Here is a 12,509-nt window from a genome sequence, read left to right on the forward strand (position 1 = left end):
TTACTTTATTGCTTGAAGGCTCAACCTACGCGGTAGTTTGGCGCTTCTTTGGTGATCTGCACGTCGTGAACGTGGGATTCGGCCATGCCAGCGCCGGTGATCCGCACGAACTCAGGCTTGGTGCGCATTTCTTCAATGTCGGCGCTGCCGGTGTAACCCATCGAGGAACGCAGACCGCCCATCAGTTGGTGAATGATCGCGCTCAGGGTGCCTTTGTACGGCACACGGCCTTCGATGCCTTCCGGAACGAGTTTCTCGGCGCCTGCCGAGGAGTCCTGGAAGTAGCGGTCGGAAGAACCCTGGGCCTGGGACATGGCGCCCAGCGAACCCATGCCGCGATAAGCCTTGTACGAACGGCCCTGGAACAGTTCGATTTCGCCCGGCGCTTCTTCAGTACCGGCGAACATCGAGCCCATCATCACGCAGGAAGCACCGGCTACGATGGCCTTGGACAGGTCACCGGAGAAACGGATGCCGCCGTCGGCGATCAACGGAACGCCAGTGCCTTCAAGGGCAGCGGCGACGTTGGCGATGGCACTGATTTGCGGGACGCCGACACCGGCGACGATACGGGTGGTGCAGATCGAGCCAGGGCCGATACCGACCTTGACGGCGTCGGCGCCTGCTTCGGCGAGAGCCTTGGCAGCGGCGCCGGTGGCGATGTTGCCGCCGATCACCTGCACTTCAGGGAAATTTTGTTTGACCCAGCGAACGCGGTCGATCACACCTTTGGAGTGACCGTGAGCGGTGTCGACTACCACCACGTCCACACCGGCATTGACCAGAGCAGCGACGCGGTCACCGGTGTCTTTACCGGTACCGACAGCAGCGCCAACGCGCAGACGACCTTGATCGTCCTTGCTGGCCAGCGGGTAGGCTTTGGCTTTTTCGATGTCGTTGACGGTCATCATGCCTTTGAGGGCGAATTTGTCGTCGACGATCAGTACGCGTTCGATGCGGTTTTTGTGCAGCAACTCGCGAACATCGTTCTTGTCGGCGCCTTCCTTGACCGTGACCAGACGCTCTTTAGGCGTCATCACTTCACGGACAGTGGCTTCCAGACGGTTTTCGAAACGCACGTCACGGGAAGTGACGATGCCGACCAGGTCGCCATCGTGCAGTACCGGAACGCCGGAAATGTTGTGCAGACGGGTCAGTTCGAACAGTTCACGCACCGTGGCATCTGCCTCGATGGTGATCGGGTCCTTGACTACACCGGCTTCATAACGCTTGACCTTGCGAACTTCGGCAGCTTGCTGCTCGATGGTCATGTTCTTGTGGATAATGCCGATGCCACCTTCCTGAGCCATGGCAATTGCCAGACGGGCTTCAGTGACGGTGTCCATGGCGGCAGAAACCAGAGGAATATTCAGCTCGATGCCACGGGTTAGGCGGGTCTTGAGACTGACTTCGTTAGGAAGCACCTCGGAATAACCAGGCACTAGGAGAATGTCGTCGAATGTCAGAGCTTCTTGGCTGATACGCAGCATCGCGGGGGCTCCCGAGCGGGAAAATGGAAGCGCGCCATTATAGTCAGACACCCCCTGCTGTTCAATGTAAAACTCAGCCTAATTGATATACGGAAAAACCCGCTCCCTGTAGGAGCTGCCGAAGGCTGCGATCTTTGCTCTGGTTTTTAACAAACAACGTCAAAAGATCGCAGCCTGCGGCAGCTCCTACAGGGAATGTTTGGGGGTCAGAGTTCGACTTTTACCCAGCTGACAGGCAGGTCGAGCCAGTCGGCGAATTCGTCGAGGAAGCTTTGCTTGAAACCGGCCTCGAGCCAGTTGTTGAAGATGAAGCCGAGGTTAGAGAACCCGCACTCCTGCAAAAACAGAAAGCCATTGATGTCGTCTTCGTGACCGCATTCCGGGCAGGTGAAGTTGTCGGTGCGCCCGGGCATCCATTCCTCCAGGCTTTCGAAAAGTGCTTCGCCGATCTCGCGGCGACACTCGGCGCAGCCGGCCTCTTCGAGAAACCCTTTAGCCGGGGTGTAGATGCAACGCTTGGTGACAATCTCCAACCCATTGATCGGCTCGCCGAACGGCAACGCTTGTGGATGCAGCACCACGGCACGCGCGCCATCGGCGATCGCGTAAGCCATGCGATTGCCGGTGCGGCCACAGGTGCTCAGTTCTTCCTTGACGATGTTCTTGCGCACCAACCAGCGCACGATCGCCCGCGCCCGGGGTTCGTGCACCGGCAGGGTGGAGATTTTCGGGACGATGATGCTTTGCGAATTCATGGAAAGTCCTGCGGTATGGCTTCTGACGCCTTCGCGAGCAAGCCCGCTCCCACATTGGAATGAAGTTCCCTGTGGGAGCGAGCCTGCTCGCGAAGATGCCCTAAAGGCCGGCAGCTTAATCCCTGACGAAATCCGGTCAAGTGCTGAGGTAGCGCCCGATCAACGCCAGCCCGCTCGCCAGCACCAGCCACGTCACCAATCGCACAAACGCCTCGCGCGACAACTTCATGGTCAACCGCCGCCCCACCCACAACCCCAGCGCCATGGCCGGCAACAGACACAGCGCCAACATCAACAAGGGTAGCTCGGCATACACACCAGCGATGGCGAACAGGCTCAAACGCACCACCGTGCTGCAACTGATCAGCGCACTTTGCGTGGCGCGGGCCGCGTCTTTCGGCAGCCGACTATTGAGATAGATCGCATATAAAAAGCCGCCACTGCCAAACAGCGCACCGAACAATCCACCGACCGTGCCCATCGGCAGCGCCCAAACGGTGGACAATTGCTCAGGACGCTTCTTCACCCCCAAGCTGTAAATCGCATAAGCGCTAATAAACAGCCCCATCAACAACAGCAACAGATCGGATTTCAGATTCAGCAGAAAAATCACCCCGAGCGTGCAACCCACCGCCATGCACGGCAGCAGCCGCCACAATTCCGGCTTGACCACATCCCGCCGCGACGGCAGCAGGTTGCCGAACGCCGCAACAAAATCCAGCAACACCAACAACGGCACGATCTTCGACAGAGGCATGAACAGAATCAGAATCGGCCCAGCCACCAGCGCCGTACCAAATCCGGCAATACCAAACACGATATAAGCCAGCGCGATGCCCAGCCCGATCACCAGCCAGCCCTCGACGCCCCACGACCATTCGCTCAACAACGCCACCCCACTCATCGCTGCGCATCCTTTATAAGCCTGTGATGACTTTAGCCAGCGCCGAGCATTGCGACTAATATCTTCAAAGCCACCCACCCATCTCGAAAAGGCATATCTGGTGCTTTCAACCCGTCAATTGCGCTACTTCGTCGAAATCGCTGAATGCGGCAGCTTCAGTGCGGCGGCTGAACGCTTGTTCGTGGCGCAATCGGCGCTGAGCCGGCAGATCAAGGACATGGAGACCCGCCTGCAAACTCCGTTGTTCGAGCGCACGGCACGTCAGCCACGCCTCACCGCAGCGGGCGAAGCGTTTTTGCCTCGTGCCCGCAATCTGCTCATCGAACTGAACAAGGCCAGCGTCATGGCCACTGAAGTCGGTAACGGGCAGCTCGGCACGTTGCGTTTAAGCCATTCCAGCACCGTTTCGATCAGCGGACGTTTGCTCAGTGATATCGGCGCTTATCTTCAGCAGCAACCCGGCGTTTCGCTGGACATCGGCAAGCTGTCTTCCGAGGCGCAACTGGAGGAGTTGGCCGAGGGACGCCTTGATGTCGGTATGCTGCGGCTGCCGGTTTTGCGCCAGCGCGAAGGCATTCAGATTGTGCCGCTGTTCAGTGAACGTCTGCTGCTGGCTGTGCCGGCGGATCATCGATTGGCAACCTTGGAGACCGTCGAACTGGCACAACTCAAGGACGAAGCGTTCATCTCGATCCCGCACCCGCAACGCGGCGGCTTGAGTTATCTGTGTGCCGAACTGTGCATGCGCCAGGGCTTCTTTCCGCAAGCCGCGCGAGTAATGTCACGCAAGACCACACAACTGCAGCTGATCCAGGCCGGTTTCGGTATCGCCCTCCTGCCGGAATCAATGCAGGATATCGCGCCGCCCGGCGTACGCTTTCTGCCGCTGGCCGATCCTGACTGCAAAAGCACCGTCGCCCTCGCCTACCGGCAAAACCCCACGCCCCTGATCCAACACTTCATCCAGACCTTCACCTCCATCATGTAGGAGCTGCCGAAGGCTGCGATCTTTTGATCTTGATCTCAAAAAACCAGATCAAAAGATCGCAGCCTCGTTTCACTCGACAGCTCCTACAGGGATCGTGCAAAGACGGCGAGAATGCCTTTAAACTGCGCCCCATGATTAAAGATCCCTTTGCAAGACTTGGCCTGGACCGTGAAGTCCTGACCGTCAGCCAGCTCAACGGCCGTGCGCGGGTGTTGCTCGAAGACGTGTTCAGCAACATCTGGGTCGAAGGCGAAATCTCCAACCTCGCCCGTCCGGCGTCCGGGCACATCTATTTCACCCTCAAGGACAGCGGCGCGCAGGTGCGTTGCGCATTGTTCCGGCAGAACGCGGCGCGCGTGCGTCAGGCGCTGAAGGACGGCCTGGCGGTGAAGGTGCGCGGCAAGGTCTCGTTGTTCGAAGGCCGTGGCGACTATCAGCTGATTCTCGACACCGTCGAACCTGCCGGTGATGGCGCCCTGCGCCTGGCGTTCGATGCGCTGAAGGAAAAACTCAGCGCCGAAGGCTTGTTCAGTGCCGAACGCAAAGTGCCGTTGCCGGCGCATCCGCAACGCATCGGTATTATCAGCTCGCCGACCGGCGCGGTGATTCGCGACATCATCAGCGTGTTCCGCCGCCGTGCGCCGCAGGTGCAACTGACGTTGATCCCCACCGCTGTGCAGGGCCGCGAAGCCACCGCGCAAATCGTTCGTGCGTTGAAAATGGCCGATGCTCGTGGCTTCGATGCGCTGATCCTCGCCCGTGGCGGCGGCTCGCTGGAAGACCTCTGGTGCTTCAACGAAGAAGCCGTGGCACGTGCGGTCGATGCGTGTGTAACGCCGATTGTCAGCGCGGTTGGCCATGAAACCGATGTGTCGATCAGTGACTTTGTCGCTGACGTCCGAGCACCGACGCCATCCGCTGCCGCCGAACTGCTCGCTCCCGATTCCAGCCATTTGATTCGTCAGGTCGAAAGCCTGCATCGCCGTTTGGTGATGCGCATGCGCGACCGCTTGATGCGTGATCGCCTGCGCCTCGAAGGCATGGCCCGTCGCCTGCGTCATCCCGGCGAACGTCTGCGCCAGCAAGCGCAACGTCTGGATGATCTGGACATGCGCATGCGCCGCGCCTTTGAGCGCAGCCTCAATACCCGCCGCGAACGGCTGATCCGTCTGGAAACCCTCCTCGCCGGGCAACATCCGGGCCGCCAGTTGGCGATGTTGCGCCAGCGTCTAGACAGCCTCGCCGAACGTCTGCCGCGCGCCATGCGTGAAGGCCTGAAAAACCGTCGCCTGCAACTGCACAGTCAGATGCAGACGCTGCATGTGGTCAGCCCGCTGGCAACGCTCGGTCGGGGATACAGCATTCTGCTCGATGAGCGCGGCCACGCGATTCGCAACGCCGCGCAGACCCACACCGGCCAGCGTCTGAAAGCCAAACTCGGCGAAGGCGAACTGCAAGTGCGCGTCGAGGACAATCACCTGACGCCTGTCACCCTCTCTTTACTGGACTGATCCATGCCGCGTTTTCTGGCTCCACTGTTTTTGCTCTGTCTGACCTTCAATGCCCACGCCGACAGTTACATCACCCGGCTGCTGAACAAGCCTGTGCCGGGCGGCGTGGCGGTGGTTGATCTGGGCGCGGCCGCGCAGGCACCGAAAGCCACGTACCAGGGCAAACCGGTACTTGTGGTGAAAGAGCAAAACAACTGGCTGGCAATTGTCGGCGTGCCATTGACCGTGAAGCCGGGTGCGCAGCAGATCAGCAGCGGCGGACGTAATCTGCCGTTCACCGTCGGTAACAAGAAATACCCGGAACAACACATCACCCTGAAGAACAAGCAGCAAGTAAACCCGGATCAGTCGAACCTCAAGCGCATCGAGGGTGAGCTGGCCGTGCAAATCAAGGCGTATCGCAGCTTCAGCCCGAATACGCCGAGCAATCTGCTGTTGGATAAACCGGTGAACGGGCCGCTATCGAGCAAGTTTGGCGTGCGCCGTTTCTTCAATGGTGAAGAGCGCAACCCGCACGCTGGCCTCGACTTCGCTGTACCGGCGGGTACACCGATCAAGACCCCGGCGGCGGGCAAGGTCATTCTGATCGGCAACTACTTCTTCAACGGCAACACGGTATTTGTCGACCATGGGCAGGGCTTTATCAGCATGTTCTGCCACATGTCGAAGATTGATGTGAAGGATGGCCAGCAACTGGCGCGTGGCGCGGTGGTGGGCAAGGTTGGCATGACCGGTCGCGCGACCGGGCCACACATGCACTGGAATGTCAGCCTGAATGATGCGCGGGTGGATCCGGCGATTTTCATTGGTGCGTTTCAACCTTAAGAAATTGAGTGAGGCTGATGGCCTCTTCGCGAGCAAGCCCGCTCCCACACTGGATTTGTGTTGAGAACACGATCAACAGTGGGAGCGGGCTTGCTCGCGAAGGCGGCCTAACCAACCCACAAACACCCCTGACACCCAACCACCCTCAATTGCGCCCCGATCTAACCTCACGCAAACATCGACAAGATCCACCGACTAAAGCGCAATAAAATCCCGCAAAACCCCGCTTTCCGAGTATTCCTCTCAATTTTTTTCGACTGCTTGCCATCCTCTCCCCTCGCGGTTAGGGTTGAAGGCATGAAAACCTCTCACACCCTCATTCAGCTTCGCCAGCACCGCAGCCTGTGCCTCGTCAGCGCACGACTGCCGGGCTGAATCGCCGCACCTCGTCCTACAAGTTTCCCAGAACATTCGTAACACCGGCAGGCCGCCTCTTTTCGGCCCAGACAATAAGGAATTTCCCGATGAGCATGCTCAAAGATCCGTCTTCGAAATACCGCGCGTTTCCTGTCATCAATCTGCCGGATCGCACCTGGCCATCGAAAACCATCGACACCGCGCCGATCTGGTGCAGCTCCGACCTGCGTGACGGTAACCAGTCGCTGATCGAGCCGATGGACGCGGTGAAGAAGCTGCGCTTCTGGAAAACCCTGGTTCAGGTCGGTGTGAAGGAAATCGAAGCGTCGTTCCCGGCCGCTTCGCAAACCGATTTCGACTTCGTGCGTACTCTCATCGAAGAAGGCCACATCCCGGACGACACCACCATTCAGGTGCTGACCCAGGGTCGTGAAGACCTGATCGAGCGTACTTTCGAATCCCTGCGCGGCGCGAAAAAAGCCATCGTTCACTTGTACAACGCCACTTCGCCTTCCTTCCGTCGCATCGTCTTCAACCAGGACAAGGACGGCATCAAGGCCATCGCGGTCAACGCGGCCAAGCTGTTCGTCAAATACGCGGCGATGCAGCCGGACACCGAGTGGACCTTCGAATACTCGCCGGAAACCTTCAGCGCCACCGAACTGGAATTCGCCAAGGAAGTCTGTGACGCAGTGATCGAGGTGTGGAACCCGACGCCTGAGCACAAGATGATCCTCAACCTGCCCGCCACCGTTGAGTGCGCGACGCCGAACATCTACGCCGACCAGATCGAGTGGTTCGGCCGCAACATCAACCGTCGTGACAGCGTGATCATCAGCCTGCACACCCACAACGACCGTGGCACTGGCGTTGCCGCCACCGAGTTGGGCCTGATGGCCGGCGCCGATCGCGTCGAAGGCTGCCTGTTCGGCAACGGCGAGCGTACCGGCAACGTCGACCTCGTCACCGTCGCGCTGAACATGTACACCCAGGGTCTCGACCCGCAGCTGGACTTCTCCGACATCGACGGCGTGCGTAAAGTCGTCGAGGAGTGCAACCAGATTCAGGTACACCCGCGTCATCCGTACGTTGGCGACCTGGTGCACACCGCGTTCTCCGGCTCGCACCAGGATGCGATCCGCAAAGGCTTCTCGCAGCAGAAACCGGACGCACTGTGGGAAGTGCCGTACTTGCCGATCGACCCGGCCGACATTGGCCGCAGCTACGAGGCGGTGATCCGCGTCAACAGCCAGTCGGGCAAGGGCGGCATCGCGTACTTGCTGGAGCAGGAATACGGCATCAGCCTGCCGCGTCGCATGCAGATCGAGTTCAGCCAGGTCGTGCAGCGTGAAACCGATCGTCTCGGTCTGGAGATGACGGCCAAGCAGATTCACTCGCTGTTGATCAGCGAATACCTGCAAGCCAACACCCCGTACGCGCTGGTCAGCCATCGCCTGCAGGAAGAAAACGGCAACAGCAATGTTGAAGTGGAAGTGGCGAGCAAAGGTCAGGGCGAAACCAACCTGCACTGGCGCGGCAAGGGCAACGGTGCGCTGGAAGCACTGGTCGCCGGCCTGCCGATTCCGGTGGAAATCATGGACTACAACGAACACGCGATCGGCGCGGGTACCAACGCCAAAGCGGCGGCCTACATTGAGCTGCGAGTGAATGGCGAACGTGCGGTGCACGGCGTGGGTATCGATGAAAACATCACCACGGCCAGTTTCAAGGCGCTGTTCAGTGCGCTGAACCGTTCGCTGAGCCAGCCTGAGGCAAAAGCGGCGTAATCGACTGCTGAAATGCAAAAGGCCCCGGCGTTTAAACGCCGGGGCCTTTTTTTGTCTGTATGTTTTGTATTGCCTGTTCTGGCGCCTTCGCGAGCAAGCCCGCTCCCACAGGGGAAATGCATTCCAAATGTGGGAGCGGGCTTGCTCGCGAAGGCGCCTGATGGAGCGCTGCAAATATCAGGTGAATTCGAACGTATCGGCATCCAGGTTCGCCGGGAAACGCTCGCGATAAGCCGCCAGTGGCGCCGCCTCCAGCACGACTTTGAACACGCCGTCCGCCTCCCCCGCCGCCAGCAAGGTTTCGCCCTGGAAATCCAGCACCTGACTGTCGCCGGTGTAGGAAAAACCCTTGCCGTCGGTGCCGACGCGATTCACCGCCGCCACATAACAAAGGTTTTCAATGGCTCGCGCCGGCAACAGGCGATTCCAGTGCAAACGCCGCGCACCCGGCCAGTTCGCGGTGTACAGCAGCAAATCAGTGTCTTGCGCATCACGGCTCCACACCGGAAAACGCAGGTCATAGCAAATCAGCGGACGCACACGCCAGCCCTTCAGTTCGAACTGCACCTGCCGCTCGCCGGGGGTGTAGTGGTTGTGCTCACCGGCCATGCGGAACAGGTGACGCTTGTCGTAATGCAGCACTTCGCCGTCCGGTCGCGCCCACAGCAGGCGATTGCGGTGGCTGCCGTCGGCGGCCTGAATGATCACGCTGCCGGTAATCACTGCATTGAGTTTCGCCGCCTGAACCCGCAGCCATTTGCTGGTCGGGCCGTGTTCGGCTTCGGCGAGGGTTTCCGACTCCATGGAGAATCCGGTGGTGAACATCTCAGGCAGGATGATCAGATCCGCACCACGCGCCTGCTCCAGCAATTGCTCGAAGTGCTCGAGATTGGCCTGGCGATCATGCCAGGCCAGGGTGGTCTGGATCAGCGCCAGGTTGAGATCGGGTAACGCACTCAGATCACGCATAGTTTCGCCGCTGCTTCACGCAGCGTCTCCTCGCGTTTGGCAAAGCACAGACGCACCAGACGCTGGCCTTCGGGTGGGTTCTGATAGAAGACCGATACCGGAATACTTGCCACGCCGTGCTCACGGGTCATCCACATGGCCATTTCGACGTCATTCAAATCCGGGCGGATCTGCGAATAATCGACCAGCTGGAAATAGGTGCCGGTGACACGCTTGAAGGTGAAGCGCGACGGCGTCAACAGATCGCAGAACAGGTCACGCTTGGCCTGATAGAAACCCGGCAGCTCTTCGACGTGTTCAGGGTGCTCGGCCATGTAATCGGCCAAGGCGTATTGCAGGGGTGTGACGCCGCAGAAACTGACGTACTGGTGGACTTTGCGCAGTTCGGCCGTCAACGCTGGCGGCGCGACGACGTAGCCGGTCTTCCAGCCGGTGACGTGATAGGTCTTGCCGAATGAGCTGACCACGAATGCGCGCTGATACAGCTCTTCGTGCGCCAGCACGCTGACGTGCGGCACGCCGTCGAACACCAGGTGTTCGTAGACTTCGTCGCTGATCAAGTAGATGTCGCGATCACGGATCAGCGCCGCCAGTTGATCCAGCTCGGCACGGCTGATCAGTGCGCCGCTGGGGTTGTGCGGGGTGTTGATGACGATCATTTTCGTGCGCGGACTCAGGGCCGCGGCGAGCTTGTCGAAATCAATGGAAAAGTCGTCCGGGTTCAACTGCACATGCACGCAACGACCGCCCGCCAATTCCGTCGCCGGTTCGTAGCTGTCGTAACAAGGATCGAACACGATGACTTCGTCGCCGCTGTGGATAACCGCCTGAATCGCACAGAAGATCGCCTGGGTCGCGCCCGGCGTGACCGTCACTTCGCTTTCGGCATTGACCTGCACGCCATAGCTGCGAGCGATTTTCAGCGCAATCTGTTCGCGCAGCGCCGGCAGGCCAGTCATCGGCGAATACTGGTTATGGCCACTGGCAATATGCCGACCGACCGCGTCACGCAGCGACTGCGGGCCGTCAAAATCAGGGAAACCCTGGGACAGGTTGATGGCTCCGGTTTGCGCCGCGAGCTGAGACATCTGCGTGAAAATAGTGATGCCGACATTCGGCAGCTTACTGGTGATCATCGGGGGTTCCCTGCTCAACACCCGGCTCTGACGACGGCGCGGGAGAGCCCGAGGATAGCCCATCCGGCGCCCATAAAAAAAGGGCGCTCTGGTGAGCGCCCTTCTTATCGCCGAACCCTGTAGGAGCTGCCGAAGGCTGCGATCTATTGATCTTGCCTTATAAAGCAAAATCAAAAGATCGCAGCCTGCGGCAGCTCCTACAGAAGCGGTTGATCATCCCCATGCAATTGCAGGAATGGCCACCTCTATCACTTCTTGTCGCGGCGCTTTTTGTCGGCTTTCTTGCTGTGCGACATCATTCGACGCTTCCTGTTGACCTGGCGGTCGGTCAGCGTGTTTTTGTTGCCTTCGTACGGGTTCTCGCCGCCTTTGAACTCGATGCGGATCGGCGTACCGACCAGCTTGAGTACACGACGGTAAGTGTTCTCCAGATAGCGCACATACGACTTCGGCACTTTCTCGATCTGGTTACCGTGGATCACGATAATCGGCGGGTTGGCACCACCCAAGTGAGCGTAACGCAGCTTGATCCGGCGGTTGTTGACCATCGGTGGCGCATGCTCGCCTACCGCGTCTTCGAGAATCTGGGTCAGACGGTTGGTCGGCCAGCGGGTGACCGCCGACTTGAACGAGTTCTGTACGGACGCGTAGAGGTTGCCCACGCCGGTACCGTGCAGTGCCGAGATGAAGTGGATGTCGGCGTAATCAACGAAGAACAGACGACGCTGCAGCTCGACCTTGACGAAGTCGCGCTCGCTCGGCGTCATGCCGTCCCACTTGTTGATCGCGATCACCAGCGCACGACCCGACTCGATGGCGAAGCCCAGCAGGTTGAGGTCGTGATCGACCACACCTTCGCGGGCGTCCATCACGAAGATCACCACGTTGGCGTCTTTGATCGCCTGCAGGGTTTTCACCACGGAGAATTTTTCAACTTCTTCGTGGATCTTGCCGCGCTTGCGCACACCGGCGGTGTCGATCAGCGTGTACTTCTCTTCATTCCGTTCGAACGGGATGTAGATACTGTCGCGCGTGGTGCCGGGCTGGTCATAAACGATTACCCGGTCTTCACCGAGCATGCGATTGACCAGGGTCGACTTGCCGACGTTCGGACGGCCGATGATGGCGATCTTGATGCCGTCTTTTTCGCTTGGGCCAGGAATGCGCTTGGCTTCTTCGCCTTCGGCAACGATTTCTTCTTCGCCGTCTTCCGGGTCTTCTTCGTCTCTCGGGAAATCACCCAGGGCGATTTCCAGCATCTGGGTGATGCCACGGCCGTGAGCACCGGCGACAGGAATCGCGTGGCCCATGCCCAACGGAGCGAATTCAGCGCGGGCCATTTCCGGGTCGATGTTGTCGACCTTGTTGGCAACCACGTAGGAACGCTTGTTACGTTTGCGCAGGTGTTCGGCGATCATCTGGTCGGCGGCGGTGAAACCGGCCTTGGCATCTACCAGGAACAGCACGACATCTGCTTCTTCAATGGCCAGCAGCGACTGCTCGGCCATTTTTTCGTCCATACCGTGCTCGTCACCGGAGATACCACCGGTGTCGACCAGAATGTAGGAACGCCCTTGCCACTTGGCCTCACCGTACTGGCGATCACGGGTCAGACCGGACAAATCGCCGACGATGGCGTCGCGAGTCCTGGTCAGGCGGTTGAACAAGGTGGACTTGCCGACGTTCGGTCGGCCCACCAGGGCGATTACGGGAACCATGCGGCTCTCCACTTCGTTATTTCAGAAAATACAAAAGCCGCTGCGAGGCAGCGGCTGGTGCTCGGGGCA

At 59.4% G+C, this 12,509-nt stretch carries 10 protein-coding genes; 4 read left to right on the forward strand and 6 right to left on the reverse strand.

The annotated features are described in order from the left end of the window. Positions 1-20: 20 nt before the first annotated feature. The 3 genes from guaB to C2E19_RS23985 form a co-directional block, all read right to left on the reverse strand. A complete protein-coding gene (gene guaB, locus C2E19_RS23975) occupies positions 21-1,490 on the reverse strand; it encodes an IMP dehydrogenase (protein ID WP_053123503.1) in 1,470 nt (489 codons plus the stop codon). A 206-nt stretch (positions 1,491-1,696) separates the two neighbouring features. Beyond that, positions 1,697-2,245 carry a sugar ABC transporter ATPase gene (locus C2E19_RS23980; protein WP_129395373.1) on the reverse strand — a complete coding sequence of 183 codons (549 nt, stop codon included), beginning with the start codon at positions 2,243-2,245 and terminating at the stop codon, positions 1,697-1,699. Between the two features lie 136 nt (positions 2,246-2,381). Further along, positions 2,382-3,149 carry a sulfite exporter TauE/SafE family protein gene (locus C2E19_RS23985; protein WP_129395374.1) on the reverse strand — a complete coding sequence of 256 codons (768 nt, stop codon included), beginning with the start codon at positions 3,147-3,149 and terminating at the stop codon, positions 2,382-2,384. Between the two features lie 100 nt (positions 3,150-3,249). Between C2E19_RS23985 and C2E19_RS23990 the strand changes: the two genes are divergently transcribed. The 4 genes from C2E19_RS23990 (at position 3,250) to leuA (ending at position 8,617) form a co-directional block, all read left to right on the forward strand. Next, positions 3,250-4,137: a LysR family transcriptional regulator gene (locus C2E19_RS23990; RefSeq protein WP_129395375.1), complete on the forward strand. Its 888-nt coding sequence runs from the start codon at positions 3,250-3,252 to the stop codon at positions 4,135-4,137. A 131-nt stretch (positions 4,138-4,268) separates the two neighbouring features. Next, a complete protein-coding gene (gene xseA, locus C2E19_RS23995) occupies positions 4,269-5,648 on the forward strand; it encodes an exodeoxyribonuclease VII large subunit (protein ID WP_129395376.1) in 1,380 nt (459 codons plus the stop codon). 3 nt (positions 5,649-5,651) lie between these two features. After that, entirely contained in the window at positions 5,652-6,473 is an 822-nt protein-coding gene (locus tag C2E19_RS24000) for a peptidoglycan DD-metalloendopeptidase family protein (protein ID WP_129395377.1), read from the forward strand. Between the two features lie 464 nt (positions 6,474-6,937). Further along, positions 6,938-8,617: a 2-isopropylmalate synthase gene (leuA, locus tag C2E19_RS24010; protein WP_053123514.1), complete on the forward strand. Its 1,680-nt coding sequence runs from the start codon at positions 6,938-6,940 to the stop codon at positions 8,615-8,617. Between the two features lie 177 nt (positions 8,618-8,794). Here leuA and C2E19_RS24015 read toward each other — a convergent pair whose 3' ends face one another. The 3 genes from C2E19_RS24015 to der form a co-directional block, all read right to left on the reverse strand. Next, positions 8,795-9,586, reverse strand: a complete 792-nt coding sequence (locus C2E19_RS24015) for an amidohydrolase (RefSeq protein WP_129395378.1) — start codon at positions 9,584-9,586, stop codon at positions 8,795-8,797. Then, a complete protein-coding gene (locus tag C2E19_RS24020; RefSeq protein ID WP_129395379.1) occupies positions 9,574-10,722 on the reverse strand; it encodes a pyridoxal phosphate-dependent aminotransferase in 1,149 nt (382 codons plus the stop codon). Before C2E19_RS24020 ends, C2E19_RS24015 begins: the two co-directional genes overlap by 13 nt. Before the next feature lie 248 nt (positions 10,723-10,970). Beyond that, positions 10,971-12,440, reverse strand: a complete 1,470-nt coding sequence (der, locus tag C2E19_RS24025; protein ID WP_129395380.1) for a ribosome biogenesis GTPase Der — start codon at positions 12,438-12,440, stop codon at positions 10,971-10,973. Positions 12,441-12,509 lie beyond the last annotated feature (69 nt).

Origin of the sequence: Pseudomonas sp. DTU12.3 (genome assembly GCF_004124275.1) — a bacterium.
Classification (GTDB): domain Bacteria; phylum Pseudomonadota; class Gammaproteobacteria; order Pseudomonadales; family Pseudomonadaceae; genus Aquipseudomonas; species Aquipseudomonas helmanticensis.